The 15,206-nt window shown below is 69.2% G+C and carries 17 protein-coding genes; 8 read left to right on the top strand and 9 right to left on the bottom strand.

Going from position 1 to position 15,206, the window contains the following annotated elements:
• Window positions 1–56: 56 nt before the first annotated feature.
• Window positions 57–1,016 carry a PaaX family transcriptional regulator gene (locus NIE111_RS23650; RefSeq protein ID WP_238686505.1) on the bottom strand — a complete coding sequence of 320 codons (960 nt, stop codon included), beginning with the start codon at window positions 1,014–1,016 and terminating at the stop codon, window positions 57–59.
• A 93-nt stretch (window positions 1,017–1,109) separates the two neighbouring features.
• Here NIE111_RS23650 and NIE111_RS23645 point away from each other — a divergent pair, with 93 nt between their 5' ends.
• Window positions 1,110–1,607, top strand: a complete 498-nt coding sequence (locus NIE111_RS23645; protein WP_238686504.1) for a YcxB family protein — start codon at window positions 1,110–1,112, stop codon at window positions 1,605–1,607.
• Window positions 1,608–1,639: 32 nt separating this feature from the next.
• On the opposite strand, the gene NIE111_RS23640 is transcribed toward NIE111_RS23645, so the two are convergent.
• On the bottom strand, window positions 1,640–2,155 hold the full coding sequence (locus tag NIE111_RS23640; protein ID WP_238686502.1) for a GNAT family N-acetyltransferase: 516 nt from the start codon (window positions 2,153–2,155) through the stop codon (window positions 1,640–1,642).
• A gap of 187 nt (window positions 2,156–2,342) precedes the next feature.
• On the opposite strand from NIE111_RS23640, the gene NIE111_RS23635 reads away from it, so the two are divergent.
• Window positions 2,343–2,717 carry a cupin domain-containing protein gene (locus tag NIE111_RS23635; protein ID WP_238686500.1) on the top strand — a complete coding sequence of 125 codons (375 nt, stop codon included), beginning with the start codon at window positions 2,343–2,345 and terminating at the stop codon, window positions 2,715–2,717.
• Window positions 2,718–2,735: 18 nt separating this feature from the next.
• Here the strand turns inward: NIE111_RS23635 and NIE111_RS23630 are convergent, their stop codons facing one another.
• Window positions 2,736–3,491: an MBL fold metallo-hydrolase gene (locus NIE111_RS23630; protein WP_238686498.1), complete on the bottom strand. Its 756-nt coding sequence runs from the start codon at window positions 3,489–3,491 to the stop codon at window positions 2,736–2,738.
• The gene (locus NIE111_RS23625; protein ID WP_238686497.1) at window positions 3,488–4,144 is read right to left on the bottom strand and encodes a pyridoxamine 5'-phosphate oxidase family protein; all 657 of its coding nucleotides are present in this window, start codon (window positions 4,142–4,144) and stop codon (window positions 3,488–3,490) included. The genes NIE111_RS23630 and NIE111_RS23625 overlap by 4 nt, the downstream gene beginning before the upstream one ends.
• 112 nt (window positions 4,145–4,256) lie before the next feature.
• On the opposite strand from NIE111_RS23625, the gene NIE111_RS23620 reads away from it, so the two are divergent.
• Both NIE111_RS23620 and NIE111_RS23615 read left to right on the top strand, forming a co-directional pair.
• Complete coding sequence (locus NIE111_RS23620; RefSeq protein WP_238686496.1) at window positions 4,257–4,778, top strand: CGNR zinc finger domain-containing protein; 522 nt, start codon at window positions 4,257–4,259, stop codon at window positions 4,776–4,778.
• Between the two features lie 50 nt (window positions 4,779–4,828).
• Window positions 4,829–5,245, top strand: coding sequence for a VOC family protein (locus NIE111_RS23615; RefSeq protein WP_238686495.1), 417 nt, complete (start codon window positions 4,829–4,831; stop codon window positions 5,243–5,245).
• Window positions 5,246–5,328: 83 nt separating this feature from the next.
• Here NIE111_RS23615 and NIE111_RS23610 read toward each other — a convergent pair whose 3' ends face one another.
• Together NIE111_RS23610 and NIE111_RS23605 are read right to left on the bottom strand one after the other, a co-directional pair.
• Window positions 5,329–6,783, bottom strand: a complete 1,455-nt coding sequence (locus tag NIE111_RS23610) for an alkaline phosphatase PhoX (RefSeq protein ID WP_238686493.1) — start codon at window positions 6,781–6,783, stop codon at window positions 5,329–5,331.
• A gap of 108 nt (window positions 6,784–6,891) precedes the next feature.
• Window positions 6,892–7,434 (bottom strand): Rossmann-fold NAD(P)-binding domain-containing protein, encoded by a 543-nt coding sequence (locus NIE111_RS23605; protein ID WP_238686492.1) that lies wholly within the window; start codon window positions 7,432–7,434, stop codon window positions 6,892–6,894.
• A gap of 97 nt (window positions 7,435–7,531) precedes the next feature.
• Between NIE111_RS23605 and NIE111_RS23600 the strand changes: the two genes are divergently transcribed.
• The 3 genes from NIE111_RS23600 to NIE111_RS23590 are packed head-to-tail and all read left to right on the top strand — an operon-like array spanning window position 7,532 to window position 9,912.
• Window positions 7,532–8,329: an ABC transporter ATP-binding protein gene (locus tag NIE111_RS23600; protein ID WP_238686490.1), complete on the top strand. Its 798-nt coding sequence runs from the start codon at window positions 7,532–7,534 to the stop codon at window positions 8,327–8,329.
• The gene (locus tag NIE111_RS23595; RefSeq protein ID WP_238686489.1) at window positions 8,326–9,087 is read left to right on the top strand and encodes an ABC transporter permease; all 762 of its coding nucleotides are present in this window, start codon (window positions 8,326–8,328) and stop codon (window positions 9,085–9,087) included. The genes NIE111_RS23600 and NIE111_RS23595 overlap by 4 nt, the downstream gene beginning before the upstream one ends.
• A 45-nt stretch (window positions 9,088–9,132) precedes the next feature.
• A complete protein-coding gene (locus NIE111_RS23590; RefSeq protein ID WP_238686487.1) occupies window positions 9,133–9,912 on the top strand; it encodes a MerR family transcriptional regulator in 780 nt (259 codons plus the stop codon).
• A 36-nt stretch (window positions 9,913–9,948) separates the two neighbouring features.
• Here the strand turns inward: NIE111_RS23590 and NIE111_RS23585 are convergent, their stop codons facing one another.
• Both NIE111_RS23585 and NIE111_RS23580 read right to left on the bottom strand, forming a co-directional pair.
• Complete coding sequence (locus NIE111_RS23585) at window positions 9,949–10,545, bottom strand: VanZ family protein (RefSeq protein ID WP_238686485.1); 597 nt, start codon at window positions 10,543–10,545, stop codon at window positions 9,949–9,951.
• A 205-nt stretch (window positions 10,546–10,750) separates the two neighbouring features.
• Window positions 10,751–12,226: an arabinofuranosidase catalytic domain-containing protein gene (locus NIE111_RS23580; protein WP_238686483.1), complete on the bottom strand. Its 1,476-nt coding sequence runs from the start codon at window positions 12,224–12,226 to the stop codon at window positions 10,751–10,753.
• A 200-nt stretch (window positions 12,227–12,426) separates the two neighbouring features.
• Here NIE111_RS23580 and NIE111_RS23575 point away from each other — a divergent pair, with 200 nt between their 5' ends.
• Window positions 12,427–13,440 (top strand): LacI family DNA-binding transcriptional regulator, encoded by a 1,014-nt coding sequence (locus NIE111_RS23575; protein WP_091401000.1) that lies wholly within the window; start codon window positions 12,427–12,429, stop codon window positions 13,438–13,440.
• A 10-nt stretch (window positions 13,441–13,450) separates the two neighbouring features.
• Here the strand turns inward: NIE111_RS23575 and NIE111_RS23570 are convergent, their stop codons facing one another.
• The gene (locus tag NIE111_RS23570; protein ID WP_238686479.1) at window positions 13,451–15,163 is read right to left on the bottom strand and encodes an amylo-alpha-1,6-glucosidase; all 1,713 of its coding nucleotides are present in this window, start codon (window positions 15,161–15,163) and stop codon (window positions 13,451–13,453) included.
• Between the last annotated feature and the right edge of the window lie 43 nt (window positions 15,164–15,206).

Here is a 15,206-nt window from a genome sequence, read left to right as displayed (position 1 = left end):
CACTGTCGCAACGAAAAGTGTCAATGTCTTGCTGGCTCTGACCGGCCGCTTCGTCGTCAGCCGGCGAGTGGGCCGCTGCAGTGCTTTCCGCCGGTCGGCTCCGGCCGTGAGGGATCCCTCGACGCCTGGAAGTGGGTGATCCACGAGGCGGCATCCGGCCAGTGCGGCGTCGCCACCTCGACCAGACGCGCCTGAGCGAGTGAGCCGAGCGTGGTGTGGATGTCCAGGAAGGTCTCCCTGGCCTCCCGGCGAGGCCAGGACCCCGGCAGCAGGTGCGGGGGGAGGTCCGGGTCGATGTCGGCGAACTTCCGCCAGGAATCCATCGCGGAGGTCCGAGCCACCAACGCCCGGGCCGGGTCCACCTCCCCGTTGCGCGCGGCTGTCCGCAGTTCCGCGTACTGCTCGATGAAGCTCGAGTACGCGGACGCGAGACTGGTCAGGTCGTACGCGGAGGCCGGCCCGTGTGGCCCTGCCTCCTCGTCGAACCGGACGTGCAGGACCGACCATCGGGCACCCTCGACGCGGTGCAGCAGGTCGTGCAGCGCCTCCCGCGCCGGCGCGGCGTCGGATCCCGGCCGGATCCACACGCTGTCGTACAGGCCCACGAACCCCAGTGCGGTCAGCGACCTGCGGAGCGCATGACGGGACGCCTGGCCGGTGTTCGGAACAGAGAAGGAGGCCAGCACCCATTCGCCGGTCCAGGGCACTGGGTGAGAGCCGAAGTTCAGGAAGTGCCGCATCCGGGAGCGGTGCTTGGCGATCGCCTGCGGCGTGAGGTGGTAGACCGGTGACCGGCCCTTCCTCCTTGTCGCGATGAGACCACGCTTGACCAGTCGGGACAACGCGGCACGGGCGCTGGACTCGCTGATCCCGAACTCCCGCAGAATCGCGATGACCGCCGTCGAAGGCAGGTTGGCGTCGGAGGAGTCGAGGTACTCGCCGAGCACTGTCGTCAGCAGATGCTGCGGGCTCGACCCCGCCTGGGCCCGGGGCACTCGGACGTCGTCGGCGTTCACCTCATCAGACTGCCGCACCCGGATGCCCTCGCCGTGTCAGGTGGGGCGGGGCAAGGCGCCTTCCGGGGCGGGTGGAGGCACTATCGTTCTGGCGTGCAGATCCGTTTTGACGTCCCCGCCGATCCCGCCTACCCGAGCCGGGTGGCCGCTGCGCTCGGCAACGCCCGGCTCCGCAGATTCGGCTACATCGGGGCGGTCCTGACGGCAGTCGGGGTCATCGGTCTCGTCGTCTCGCGAGGGTTCGGGTGGGGCGAGCGGAGTTCGCCGCTGTGGACCGCGCTGGTCGTGGCCGGCGTGCTGTCGATGCTGTACCGGCCGTGGGTGCTGGCGCGCGCCCGACGCCGCTCCGGTAACTACGCCGTCGAGGGCGCCTACGACATCACCGATGACAACATCATGATGCGCAGCGGCTCGGAGTCCGGCGGCATCGCCTGGGACGGGGTTGCCCAGGTGCGGGAAACCGGAGATTTCTGGGTCGTGTACGTCGGCCGAATGCCCGCGACCGTGATCCCCCGCTGGCTGATGTCCGCCGAGGATGCCGAGACGTTGCGCGCCCACATGACCGATCGAGGGCTGCTGCCTCGTCGGTGACCTCGGCTGCAGCGGGCCGCCGCCGGATCGGACTACCGCGTCCGAGTCGGTCGCGAGGGGGCGCCGAGGAGTACCTCGTACCGGTAGAGATCGTCGTTGGTGCCGGTGTGCCGGAAGCCGGCACGTTCGAGGGTCCGCCGGGAGGCGACGTTGTCGCCGGTGGTCTCGGCGACAACGCAGGACAGCCCGTGCGCGGTCGCGAGGTCGAGCAGGGCGGCCAGTGCCTCCGCCGCGTAGCCGTTTCCCCGGGCTGACGCGGCGAGGCCGTAACCGACCTCGATGCGTCCGTCCTCCGGCTGGCCCTTGAAACCGATTCCTCCGATGGCTTTTCCGTCGGCGGTGCGGGTGATCCGGTAGTGCCCGAACGGACGTCGGTCGCCGTAGGCAGCGGTGGCGGCGAGAAAGCCCCGCACGCCGAGGACGTCGCCGTCGAAAGGGAAGTCCTCGGCCCAGTCGTCCCCGGCCCCGGCGCGCTGCCCGACGATGCGTTCCCCCTCTGCGGTGTCGATGGGGTGCAGGCGCAGTCGCGGCGTACGAAGCTCGGTCACGGGCAACAGCGAAGCAGTCCTCAGGGAACAGCACAAGCCGAATTACGCGCCCGGCACAGGCCCGCTTCGCGGAATCGGACCTCCGTGTCGGCATCCCCGCCCCCGATCGTCTGTGACTCCCTATTCTCGACGGGGATGCACCAATCCGAGTAATGGCCGTCGGCCCGACGGCTAACAGGAGGCCGTCATGAGCACCAAGGATCGACCCGAGGGGATCAGCCCCACGGCGGTGGAGTCAGCACCAGGGCTGTGGCGGATCGATCTGCAACGGCACGACCTCAGCATCCCCGGGCGAGAGGTCATTCAGACGCGGGTGGAGTTCACCCCGGATTCGCCACCGTTCAAGCATTTCCACCCCGGCGAGGAAATCATCTGTGTTCTGCAGGGAACGCTCGAATATCGGCTGGAGGGGCAGCCACCCATTGTGTGCAATCCCGGCGACGCGCTCACGGTCCCGTACGGTGTGCACCACCAGGCCCGCAACGTCGGCGATGGTGTTGCTGTCGAATTGGCCACGTACGTCGTCGAGAAGGGGAAACCACTTCTCACCAAGGTGGAGTGAGATATCCGCAGGCCGTGGTCAGACGGTGGCTGAGTCGCCGGGTCGCAGGTCGACGAGCACGTCCGTCAGGCCCGCGGCCTCGAAGGCCCGCACGACGTCGTCGGCGCCCTGGGTGTAGTGCCCCCAGCCGTCCTGATGGACCGGGATGACCGCCCGGACGCCGAGCACTGTCGCCGCTCGGGCCGCCAGTTCCGCGGTCAGGGTGAGGAACGCCTCGCCGCGGGCCGCGATCTGGGCCGCGCCGAGGTTGAGGATCGCGATCTCTATCGCCGGAAACTGCTCCGCGACGACCGCCACCACATCCAGCGAGGCGTTGTCGCCGCTGACATAGACGGTCGGCCAACCGGCCGCCTCCAACACGAACCCGATCACCGGGCCGTTGACCACGCCGATCTCCGGAGAACCGTGCAGCGCCGGAACCGCTGTGACGCGCACGTCGCCGACCTCGGCGTACTCGAAGGGCCGCAGGCCGGTCGCCAGTGGCCCGAGATTCGGCGCCCCCGCCGTGGTGGTGAACACCCGTCGGGCCCGGCGGGCGTACTCCCGCCCGGAGATGTCGAGGTTGTCGATGTGGTGTTCGTGCGACACGAGCACCACGTCGACCGGGTCGAGGTCCGTGGGCGCTGCGCTCGGGCCGGTGAACTTGGTGGCCGTGACCGGCCCGTTCTGGTACGTCCGCGGATCGTCGAAGGTCGGATCCAGCACGACGCGTTGGCCCGCGTAGTCGAGGACGGCAGTGGGGCCGCCGACGGTGCGTACGGTCAGCTTGTTCATGGTGTTCTCCCTGGTTGTTGACGCGCCTGCTCGCGCAGGGCCTGGTTCTCGGCGCGCAGGCGGGCGAGTTCGTCGCGTACCGGCGCGAGCGCGTCGGAGAGTTCCGCCTCGGTGAAGCGGGGCGTGATGTGTTGGGGGCAGTTCCAGTCGTAGCCCTGCACCGTGACGGTGATCAACCGTTCGACCCGGCCCGCTGGTCCGGGCGCGCTCAGCCTCGCCAGCAGCTCCTCGAACCCGCTGTCCCGCGCGTCGGTGACGTGCGCCGTGCCGATGATTTTGAGCCGGCGCTGGTGGGCGTAGTCCATGAGCAGCAGCGAGACCCGCGGTGACGTGGCGAGGTTGCCGACCGACAGGTACTGCCGATTGCCGCGCAGGTCGGCCCAGCCGAGGACGCTGTGCCCGTCGACGGGGTCGAGGACGTGCAGGAAGCCGGGTGGGCCGCCGCGGTGCTGTAGGTACGGCCAACCGTTCTCGCCGACGGTGCCGAGGTAGAAGCTGTCGCGTTCGGTGATGAAAGCCGCCTCTTCGTCACTGAATGTCGCATCCGTGTCCCAGTTGGCGGTCATGCGCTGGATGGCGGGCCGGCTGCCGTAGCGCTGTTGCGCGGCGACCACCGACGCGGTGGTCAGTTCCTGCAGGTAGCGGTGTGGCATGACGAGCGCCCCCTTCCAGGGGTCACCTAACCATCGTTACGACTTTTACCGGTAAGAAGATACGTCGCGACGACTAACCTGTCAAACGGCGGACGGTAGTAAGGTTGGTGACATGACACGTCGGCCACTGATGGGCGAACCCCTCGCACTGGACCTGGTCAACACCCAGTGGGTCGAGCGGGGCCGCCGGGTCGACCTGTTCGACGAGCCGGACGGGCTGCGGGGATGGCTCGCCGAACACCATCTGGAGGGTGACCCCGCAGCGGTGGAGACCCCGTTACGGGAGACGCGGTCCGCGCTGCGCCGCGTCCTCGAACAGCCCGACGACGCCGCCGAACGGGGGGTCAACGCGATCCTCGCCCGTGGTGCTTCGCGCTACACGCTCCGTGCGGGGGCCGCGCATGAGCAGCCTGACGTCGACCCGGGCTGGCTCCCCTCCTGGCGAGCGGCCATCAACTACCTGGATCTGCTAGGTCAGGAACCCCACCGCATCCGACGCTGCGGTAACCCCGCCTGCGTCCTGCACTTCTACGACACGTCGCGCAACGGCACCCGACGCTGGTGCTCGATGGACGGCTGCGGCGCTCGCGCCAAGGCCGCCCGCCACTACCAACGCCAGCGCGTCACCTCCTAGCACCTGGGGCGCGAGGACAGCGGCGGCAGCGCGACTCATAAGGTGAACGGATGTCGGTCAAGCAGGTCCAAGTGACATTCGACTGCGCCGAGCCCGTGCGCGTCGGTCGTTTCTGGTGTGAGGTGTTGGGGTACGTCCCGCCGCCGCCCCCGGAGGGGCTCGCCACCTGGGACGATGTCAGTTTCGAGCAGGGTTCGTGGTTCGCGTGCAGTGACCCGTCGGGGGTGGGCCCACGGCTGTACTTCCAGCGGGTGCCCGAGGGCAAGGTCGTCAAGAACCGGGTGCACCTCGACGTGCGGGTCGTCACCGGGCTCGTGGGCGAAGAGCGCCTGGCCGCCCTCGAGGCCGAATGCGCGCGGCTGATCCCGCTCGGCGCGGTACGCGGGCAGTTGTTGCTCGCCGACGGTGAGAACGAGTCGTGCCTCAACATGCAGGACGTCGAGGGCAACGAGTTCTGCCTCGACTAGTGCCGCCTGCCGCGCGTCTCCTGAGCGCGGCCGAGCCTGATGGGGGCCGGGCGAAATCGCCTGGCCCCCACCGTCGGGCTCGGTCAGCCCAGGTACTTCTCCCACGGACCGGTGATGGCCAGGGTGAGGCCCGGGTCCTGCATGTTGACGAAGAGCACCTTGCCGTCCGCGCTGAAGGTCGGCCCGCAGAACTCCGAGTCGTTGAGCTGGTTGCGGGCGATCGCGTACGTGGGCCCGCCCGGGATCGTGCTGAGCACGTGCGAGGCTCCCGTGCCGTCCTCGGCGAGAACGAGGCTTCCCCACGGGGTGACTGTCACGTTGTCCGGGCCGTCGAAGGTGAGGTCGGTGTACTTGACCGCCGTACCCTCCTCGGAGGCGGTCTGGTGCGGGAAGTACGTCACCAGCTGGATGGTCTGGTTCTTGTAGTTGTAGAACCAGACCATTCCGTCGTGCGGCGCCGCGTCCGCCGGCAGGTCACCCTCGTCCCAGGCGTAGGAGTTGACCACGTACACGCCCTCGTCGGTGGCCCACACGCCCTCGAACTTGCGTCCGCGGGTGACCTGGCCGTCGGCGAACTGCTCGCGTACCGACGTGGTGCGCGCGTCGCGGTCCGGTACCTCGATCCAGCGGACCGGGAAGGGGCGGCCCAGCTGGGCAGAGGTCAGGTAGGCGACGTCCGGCAGTACCGAACCGTCATCCATGATGATCTGCATCGCGGCGAGGACGCCGGCGTTCGGTGCGAGGCGGGTGAGCGCGCCCGGGCCCAGCTTGACGCCGTGTGGCGCCGTCCAGCGGTAGAAGAGGCCGTTGGGCCCGTCAGCGTCCTCGGAGAGGTAGACCCGGGTGCGGTCCTTGTCGACGGCCAGGGCCTCGTGGGAGTAGCGGCCCAGGCACTTGATCGGCTTCGGGTCGGCGCTGCCGTCGGCCCACACCTCGAAGACGTAGCCGTGGTCCTTCTGGTAGACGCCGGACCGGCCGCCCTCTTCCCACGTGTCGCCGGCCCGGTCCTCGGTCTCCTCGCAGGTGAGCCAGGTGCCCCACTGGGTCGGACCGCCGGCGCAGTTGGAGATGGTGCCGGAGAGCGCCACGAACTCACCCAGGTTGCGGCCGGCGAGGTCGGTCTTGATCACGGTGCAACCGCCGGCGTCGACGGCGCCCGCGTCGTAGACAGTTCCCTTGACGTGCGGCACGCCGAACTCGGCGCCCGGGTCGATCTCGTGGTTCTGGATCAGGGTGTACCGGCCGTGGCCGGCGTCGTAGACGGCCATGCCGTCATGGTCGGACGGGGTGGTGCCCTGGCCGCGGTCGAGCCGGGTGACACCGGTACGCGTGACCACCGTGTAGCTGAAGCCCTTGGGCAGGGCCAGGATTCCCTTGGGGTCGTCCACGAGCGGCGGGAAGGGCACGTTACCGGGCTTCACCGGCGGGTGCGGCCGGGCCGGGCTGGCCTGCGCCAGGGACGGCAGGCCGCCCGCGACGGCAAGGCCGACGCCGGCGGCGGCGCCGCTGGCGAGGAAGGTACGACGAGAGGAAGGCACGTGGATCAACTCCTGGTCAAGACGTAGTGCGACGACTGGCAGCCAACTCCTTCCGGCGGACGGCGACACGTCACCAGTGGGATCGGGTGATGACATCGGAGTTAAGAGTCAGGGTCGCGCACGCGTCTCCGACAGCAGCGCGGGCCAGTCCTGGGCGAGGGCCCAGTCGGCGAAGCTGTGCCAGCCGACCTCCGGGTAGTCCCGGTGCAACGCGGCGACGTCGACGGTCAGGCCCACGGTGCTGAAGTAGTCGAACATGGCCGCCAGGTCGGTGGACCGCTGTCGAACCTGGGCCAGCGGCACCTGCGCGTGGGTGATCGGGCGGCCGATGGTGTCGGCGAGGATCTCGGCCAGTTGGGTGGGTGTGCGTTCGTCGGGGGCGATGTCGACGCGGCGGTCGGCGTGCGGGACGGTGGTCAACACGAGGTGACCGAGGCCGGCGGCTGCCGCGGCGTCAATGAGGGCCCGGCCCTGCCGGACCCCGGTGGCGAGCGCCGGGTGTTGGTCGCCCCGGTCCCGGATCGCCTCGACCGGGTCACCGCGGTCTGGGACGACCTCGGCCAGTCCTGGCAGGCACTCCTCGACGAGCACACCGACGAGGAGCTGGAGGTGATCACGCGCCACATGGACCGAGCGCACGACCTCAGCCACGCCCAGATGCGTCGCCTACGGTCCCAGCCGAAGCCCGACTGAGGCCTGCGGCTTCGGGCTTGACCCTGACGCTGCGTCAACCCTCCATGCTGCCGCCATGAGCAATTCGCAGACGCCAGCTCAGGCCGAGCAGCCCGCGATCCACGTGCATGGCCTGGAGAAGTCGTTCAAGCAGCTGAAGGTGCTGCGCGGCGTCGACATCGACGTCGCGCGGGGCAGCATCTTCGCCCTGCTCGGCTCGAACGGTGCCGGCAAGACCACAGTGGTGAGGATCCTGGCCACGCTCCTCAGGGCCGACGGCGGGACGGCCCGGGTCGCCGGCTTCGACGTGGCGACCCAGGCCGCCGACGTACGACAGTCGATCAGTCTCACCGGGCAGTTCGCGGCGGTCGACGAGATCCTCACCGGGCGGGAGAACCTGATCCTGGTCGCCCGGCTGCGGCACCTCAAGGAGCCCGGCGCAATCGCGGACGACCTGCTGAGGCGCTTCTCGCTGACCGAGGCGGGCGCCCGGAGGGTGCGGACGTACTCCGGCGGTATGCGTCGCCGTCTCGACATCGCGATGAGCCTGATCGGGAACCCGCCGGTCATCTTCCTCGACGAGCCGACGACCGGGCTGGACCCGGAGGCGCGCATCGAGGTGTGGCAGGCGATCAAGGAACTCGCCCGCGGCGGCACGACGGTGCTGCTCACCACCCAGTACCTCGACGAGGCCGAACAACTCGCCGACCGGATCGCGATCCTCCACGAGGGACGAATCATCGTGGACGGCACCCTCGACGAGCTCAAGCAGCTCCTGCCACCCGCTGAGATCGAGTACGTCGAGAAGCAGCCGACCCTCGAGGACGTCTTCCTCACCCTCGTCGGCGCCAAGACCGAGAAGGAACAACGATGAACAAGCACTTCCTCGGCGACACCACTGTCCTGCTGGGACGCTCACTGCGCCACATCGCCCGCAGCCCGGACACCATCATCACGACCGCAGTCATGCCGATCGCCTTCATGCTGCTGTTCGTCTACGTCTTCGGCGGCGCGATCGAGACCGGCTCCGACTCGTACGTGAACTATCTGCTCCCCGGCATCCTGGTCATCACGATCGCCTCGGGCATCTCGTACACCGCCTTTCGGCTCTTCCTGGACATGCAGGGCGGCATCTTCGAACGATTCCAGTCCATGCCGATCGCACGATCGTCGGTGCTCTGGGCGCACGTGCTGACCTCGCTGGTCGCCAACCTGATCTCGTTGGTCGTCGTCGTCCTCGTCGCACTGCTCATGGGCTTCCGCACCGGAACGAACGTGCTGGGGTGGCTCGCCGTCGCCGGCATCCTGGTGCTGTTCACATTGGCGCTGACCTGGATCGCCATCATCCCGGGCCTCACCGCCCAGTCGGTGGACGGCGCGAGCGCCTTCTCGTACCCCCTGGTCTTTCTGCCGTTCGTCAGCTCGGCCTTCGTGCCCACCGCGTCGATGCCCGGCCCGGTGCGCGCCTTCGCCGAGCACCAGCCGGTGACCGCCATCGTCAACGCGATCCGAGACCTCTTCGCGCAGAAGCCGGTCGGATCGGGCATCTGGACCGCCCTCGCCTGGTGCGTCGGCATTCTCGTGGTGGCCTACCTGTTCGCCACCCTGACCTACCGCCGCAAGATCTCCTGACCCGATGTCGGCCAGGGCTGGGCAAGGTAAGGGCAGGATCAGGGCATGCTGACGATCAGTCAACTGGCGGCGTACACCGGGGTCACGGTGCGGGCGGTACGGCACTACCACCAGATCGGCCTGCTGCCGGAGCCCGAGCGGGACTCCTCGGGCTACCGGCGGTACAGCGCAGGGGCGGTGGTGTCCCTCATCAGGATCCGGATTCTCGCCAACGCCGGCGTACCGCTCTCCCAGATCGGTCAGATGCTGGAGGCCGACGCGTCGACCTTCGCGTCCGCGGTCGAGGAGATCGACAGGCACCTGGGCGACGAGATCGCACGACTGGAGACCAGCCGGAAGCAGATCGCGCAACTCGCCTCCGGGGATCGTCTGGCGCTCGCACCAGAGGTGACCACCTACCTCGACCGGCTCCGGGACATTGGCGTCTCCGAACGGGTGGTGGCGGGTGAGCGGGACAGCTGGATCCTGATGTCGGCTCGCTGGCCCGATCGCGTCCGCGAATGGATGCCCAGCAAGATCGCGCAGCTCGACGACCCGCAACTCATTCGGCTCTATCGGATCCTGTCGGAGGTCTTCGAGAGCGACACCAGCGACGACGCGCGTCTGGTGGAGGCCGCCGACATCTTGGCCAGCCTCGCCGATCAGGCATACCGCTCTGGCGAGATCGACCTCGGTGAGGTGGCGCAGGACGATCTACCGTTCGACCTTCTGGACGCGCTGGCCGTCGAGGCGGACCCGCGGGTGAAGCGGCTGCTGGGTCTGATGCGCGAGCGCGGCTGGGATGGTCTGGCGCGGCTGGAGCGGCTGGCAGGGCCGTCCACCTGATCGACTGTCAGCTCTGTTGGTAGTTGACCGGGACGCTCAGCGTCCCGCTGCCGGGGCCGGCTGAGGTCGACGATCCGTGGACCTGTCGGGTGTGTCGCGCCACCAGCGGCGGGATACCAGCGCCGCCAGCCCGGCGCCCGCGGCGTTGAGCAGGACGTCGTCCACTGACGACACCCGGTCCAGCCGCAGGACGTACTGGGCGGTCTCGACCAGGACCGAGCAGCCGGCCGCGAGGGCCAGGATCCGCGGCACCGATGCCAGCGCCGGGAACCGCAGCGGGGCGAAGAACCCCAGGGCCGCGAAGACCAGCAGGTTGCCGACGATCTGGAACGTCGCCGTCACCGGACCCCCGTCGGAGAAGATCGTGAGCAGGTCGCGCAGCGGCACCAGTGTCACCCGGCCGGAGACGGTGCCGGCCTGCTCACCCGGCAACATGATCATCCAGACCCAGGGGACCGTGCCATAGACGATGCCGACGTCGGCCAGCGACGTCCGCCACGCCGACGCGTCGCCGGTGGCACGTCGGCGACGCGCCAGGGCCCACATCGCAAGGGCGGCCAACGGCAGGACGACCACAGTGATGAGGACGACGCCGTTGAACGTACCGAACCAGCCGTGCCAACCCTTGATCATCCGACCCCCGCTTTTCGCCCAGTCCCGAAACCTACCCGGCCCGGGTCGCGGGCGGACGCGGTGTTGAGCGGTATACCTCAGAGGCATATTTATGCCGCTGAGGTATACCGCTCCTCACAGATTGACACTGCGGGCCAGTTGAACGGTGCAGGCCGCCAGGTAGCTCACGGCCGTGCCGCCGACGGCCGCTCAATCGGATGGTGGGTCAGCTGCGGGTGGACCACCGCTGGTTGGTGCCGCCGTTGCAGGCCCAGAGGATGAGCTTGGTGCCGTTGGCGGTGGCGGCCGCGTTGGCGTCGAGGCAGAGCCCGGACTGGACGCCGGTGATGGTGCCGTTGGAGTTGAGGTTCCACTGTTGGTTGGTGCCGCTGTGGCAGTCCCAGATGATGGCCTGGGTGCCGTTGGCGGTGCCCTGGCCGGAGGCGTCGAGGCACTTGTTGCCGTACACCTGGAGTTGTTTGCCGGCGGTGTAGGTCCAGCGCTGCGCGGTGTTGCCGACGCAGTCCCAGAGTTGGACCTGGGTGCCGTTGGTGGTGCTGCCGTTCGGTACGTCGATGCAGCGGCTGGACTGTGCGCCGACGACCTGGACGTTCTGCTGCGGGTTGCCGCCGCCGGCCGGCGCGTAGGCGGCGGCGTTGATGTTGGCCTGGACGGCGTTCTCGGTGGCCGCCGTCGGGTAGCCGGAGGTCAGTACACCCTCGAAGAAGGTGCCGCGACCGGTGATGCTGTTGTCACCGCCGATGCCGAGCAGGATGGCACCTTCCTTCTTCATCGGGTGGTAGCCGTTGGGGCGTGGCCCGTCGAAGTAGGTCGTCAGGCTGCCCGACTGGGCGTTGCCGCCCCGGATCGCCCAGTGGTTCGGCTCGCCCTTGACCATGGCGGTGACGAAGCGGTGGTTGATCGACGCGATGTTGTTGTAGCCCGCGTTGACGCCGGAGAACAGCCCCCACTCCAGGTCGGCCATGATCCACGGGCCGGCCCCCGCCCCGTAGCCCCACTGCTTGTTGGCGCCGAAGTAGACGGTCTCCATGATGGCGCGCTCGTCGGCGAGGTTGTTGGTCTGCGCGTTGCCGTAGTCGAAGCAGCACCACTGGTTGTAGTGCGTGCCGTCGACGACCGCGTAGATGCCCTCGGGCTGGTCGCCGGTCGCGACGCCGTTGGTGTTGTTGTTGCGGTAGCCGGTGCCGGGGGCGATGTAGACGCCGTACGCCTTCTGGCCGCCGACGGTGACCGGTGCCGCCTTCGCGTCGGCGAGGTTGTCGAATCCGCCGGGAGCGGGGCCGACGAAGTAGCCGGGGGGCGCCTGGGTGAGACGGTTGTTGCGGCCGGACTGGTCGTAGATGATCGTGATGACGCAGTTGGTGTTGGCGCAGAACGTGTCCTGGGTGGCGGCGTTGGCGTAGCCGCCCTCGCTGAGCACGCCGACGTCGCGGGTGGTGTTGTCCGACGATCGTCGGATCTGGTAGAGCGGGCCGTTGTACGCGCCGTACAGCGCGCGGGTGGTGCTGTGCGCGGCCACGCACGGCGTGCCGCCGGAGGCGTAGATGTCACACGGACCCGTGCCGGCCGCGTGCGCGACGCCCGGCGCGTCCGAGACCACATAGGCGCCGGCGCCGACGACGAGGACGAACAGGGTCCCGGCGGCGGCCATCAGGCGACCCAGTTTTCTCTTCACATTCATCGGATCCTTTCGGGTGCGTGGCGGGGGCGGGGCGATGGAATTGACGTCACACGTCATACCTGTGACATTAATGGGCGTCCATCTATGAGCGCTAGTTGACACACGTTGGTCATCGATCGATGAGCCTGAGGACGGATATGCTGGTCAGCGGAGCAAGGTGCGTCCCCGTGTCGGGGCAAAAATCGATTCGAGGGCGATTGATGAACATCGGGGAGATCGCTCGCCGGGCGGGGGTGTCCCGCAGCACCGTTTCCTACGTGCTCAGCGGAAAACGCAGCGTGTCGGAGGCGACCCGGCAACGGATCCAGTCGGTCATCGACGAGTTGGACTACCGGCCGAACGCCAGCGCCCGTGCTCTCAAGGAGGGGCGCACCCGCACCCTCGGGCTGGTCATCCCGCCAGCGAGCCAGCGGTTGACCGACATGCAGCTGGGCTTCGTCGCCAGCGTCGTCGAGGCCGCCGCCCGCCATGACCTCGACGTGCTGCTGTCCCCCTCCGGTGGCGACCATGACCGGTCGTTCGAGCGGATCGTCACCGGGCGTCGGGTGGACGGCGTGGTCCTGATGGAGATCCGGTTGGCGGACGACCGGGTGACCCGACTGACCAAGGCCGGGCTGCCGTTCGTCACCATCGGCCGGACCGCCGAGCCGCACGGGATGAGTTGGATCGACATCGACTACGCCGGGCTGATCGCTCGGTGCGTGCAGCACCTGGCCGACCTGGGGCACCGGCACGTGGCACTCGTGAACCGGTCCGCCGAGTTGGTGGCCGCCGGGTACGGCCCCAGCCATCGTGCCCTGACCGGCTTTCGGGCGGCGGCGGCGGAGCGGGGGTTGACCGGCGTGGAGGTCTGCAGCGGCGACGACACCGCCTCCGGCGAGGCGTGCATGGAGCAACTGTTGGCGACGCACCCGGAGGTCACGGCGGTGGCCACCATCAACGAGGCCGCGCTGCCCGGAATGCAGCGCGCGTTGACCGGCGCCGGGCTGTCAGTGCCACGCGACTTCTCCGTCACCGGAGTCGCCGCGCAGCACTGGGCGGAGGATTTCCGTCCGCCGCTGACCGCCGCCGACGTGCCGATGGTCGAGATGGGCGCCGAGGCGGTGTCGCTGCTTCTGGAGATCATCGCGGCTCCCGGCGCCGTGCCACGACACCGCCTCTACAGCCCGCCCATCTCGTTGCGCTCCAGCACCGGCCCCGTCCGCGGCCGCTGATCCGACAGGCTTACCCGCCCCTGACCCGCCGCTCCTCCTGGGCGGCGGCGAGGATGAGATAGCTGCTGGCGGTCCAGGTGTAGGCGCGGTCCCGCAGCCCGGTGCCGGTCTCGGCGTCGAAGTTCTCCGCGAAGCCGGACTTCTCACACAGCGCGAGGAACCGCCGACTGATGTCGTCGGCGATCCTGGTCTGCCCGGCCCGGCGCAGGCCGTCCTCGACCAGGACGGTGGAGGGCGCCCAGATCGGGCCACGCCAGTAGCCGTCGGCGAGGTAGTGGGCCGAGTCGGTCGGCTCGGTGGCCAGCCCGTGCGTGGTCAGGTGGGTTTCGACGCCGCGTGCCAGGGCGGCGGCGACCGGGGCCGGCAGATCGGCCCCGAGCGCGACGGGCATCAGGTCGAGCAGGCTGCGGCTGGGTCGCCGGCGCCCGGTGTGGGGGTCCCGGGCGCAGAAGCGTTCGCCGTCCCACAGGTCGCGCAGCATCGCCCCGTGGATCCGGTCGGCCTCCTCCGACCAGCGGGTGGCGGGCTCACCCAGTTCGGTGGCGAGGTCGGCGAGGCAGCGGAGCTGCGAGACCAGGAACGCGGCGAGGTCAGCCGTCTCGAGGACCCGGTTGTCGTCGAAGGTGGTGGCGTTGTCCCAGCCGCTGTCGTTGCCGTGCTGGTAGTGCGGCAGGTCATGGCCGGGGGCGCGTCGCGCGTCGAGCCAGAACCCGGTCCAGCGGGCGAGCCGGTCGTACGTCTGCGCCAGGGCCGCCCGGTCCGGCGGCTGGGGGAGGCGTCGGCGCAGGTGCCGGAGGGCCCAGCCGTGGATGGGAGGCTTGACATAGTTGTGCAGGACCTCCGAGTGGGTGACCGAGTCGGGGAGGGCCCCGGCCTCGTCCTGGTGGTCGAAGGGCAACTGGAACTGGTGCCAGGCCAGCTCCGGCTCGCCGGCAGCCAGGGCGATCGCGTTGAAGCAGTGGTCCCAGCTCCACACCTTGTCCATCCAGTGCTTGGACATCAGGACGGCCGGCCGGGTGACGAAGCCCGCCGGGGCGACAGTGGCCGACCACAGGACGTACGCGGCCAGTTCGGCGGCCGGGGTGTCCGGGCCGCGCCAGGGCGCGATCGCGTCGACGAACGCGGTGAACTCCGCGAACCGGTCGCGGCACAACTGCTCGAAGGTGACGGAACCGGCGTACGGGCGGCGGGCGGTGGCGTACTCCTCGATCGCGATCTCCCAGGGCTGGTCGCCGGGAAAATCCAGGGAACGGTCGGCGGTGCCGAGCGCCTGCGAGCCGTCGGTCCGCGGCAGTGCGCCGGAGAGCACTGTGATCCGGTATCGGCGACCGGTCTCGTACGAGGTGAACACGTGTGATCCGTCGACCGGGTCGGCGTACAGGTAGGTGCCGCTGAACGGGGTGAGGGTGTGCGCGGCAGCGGCCACCCGCAGGCCGAGCCGGTGGCCCCGGACCCGCAGGGTGTCCGGCCCGTCGTAGACGGCTTCGATCCGGTCGGCCCCGTTGCGCCAGCTCAGCAGGGCGGGCGTGGCGACGACTGTGGTGCCGGCGACGGTGGGGGTGAACCGCAGTACGGGGTGCAGCCCGGTCTGGTGGGAGACCAAATGCAGGTCGTCGGCGTACGTCTTCTCGGCTACCACTGGGGAGATGTTGAACCAGGATCCGCGGTAGCTGAACGGGATGTCCTGGATGGAGAACTCCGGACCGGACGGGGCGACGGTCATGGGTGGCGGGTGCCTTTCTGTGGTGCGGGTGGTCAAGCCTCGA

Origin of the sequence: Micromonospora hortensis (assembly GCF_022230935.1) — a bacterium.
In the GTDB taxonomy this organism is placed as follows: Bacteria; Actinomycetota; Actinomycetes; order Mycobacteriales; family Micromonosporaceae; genus Micromonospora; species Micromonospora hortensis.
This window is presented reverse-complemented; position numbering and strand designations above follow the sequence as displayed.

Coding starts and splice junctions, on each gene's coding strand:
- NIE111_RS23600 (WP_238686490.1), top strand. CDS start 7,532: ATGAGCAATTCGCAGACGCCAGCTCAGGCCGAGCAGCCCGCGATCCAC.
- NIE111_RS23575 (WP_091401000.1), top strand. CDS start 12,427: ATGAACATCGGGGAGATCGCTCGCCGGGCGGGGGTGTCCCGCAGCACC.
- NIE111_RS23585 (WP_238686485.1), bottom strand. CDS start 10,545: ATGATCAAGGGTTGGCACGGCTGGTTCGGTACGTTCAACGGCGTCGTC.
- NIE111_RS23570 (WP_238686479.1), bottom strand. CDS start 15,163: ATGACCGTCGCCCCGTCCGGTCCGGAGTTCTCCATCCAGGACATCCCG.
- NIE111_RS23590 (WP_238686487.1), top strand. CDS start 9,133: ATGCTGACGATCAGTCAACTGGCGGCGTACACCGGGGTCACGGTGCGG.
- NIE111_RS23630 (WP_238686498.1), bottom strand. CDS start 3,491: ATGAACAAGCTGACCGTACGCACCGTCGGCGGCCCCACTGCCGTCCTC.
- NIE111_RS23620 (WP_238686496.1), top strand. CDS start 4,257: ATGACACGTCGGCCACTGATGGGCGAACCCCTCGCACTGGACCTGGTC.
- NIE111_RS23615 (WP_238686495.1), top strand. CDS start 4,829: ATGTCGGTCAAGCAGGTCCAAGTGACATTCGACTGCGCCGAGCCCGTG.
- NIE111_RS23635 (WP_238686500.1), top strand. CDS start 2,343: ATGAGCACCAAGGATCGACCCGAGGGGATCAGCCCCACGGCGGTGGAG.
- NIE111_RS23580 (WP_238686483.1), bottom strand. CDS start 12,226: ATGAATGTGAAGAGAAAACTGGGTCGCCTGATGGCCGCCGCCGGGACC.
- NIE111_RS23595 (WP_238686489.1), top strand. CDS start 8,326: ATGAACAAGCACTTCCTCGGCGACACCACTGTCCTGCTGGGACGCTCA.
- NIE111_RS23625 (WP_238686497.1), bottom strand. CDS start 4,144: ATGCCACACCGCTACCTGCAGGAACTGACCACCGCGTCGGTGGTCGCC.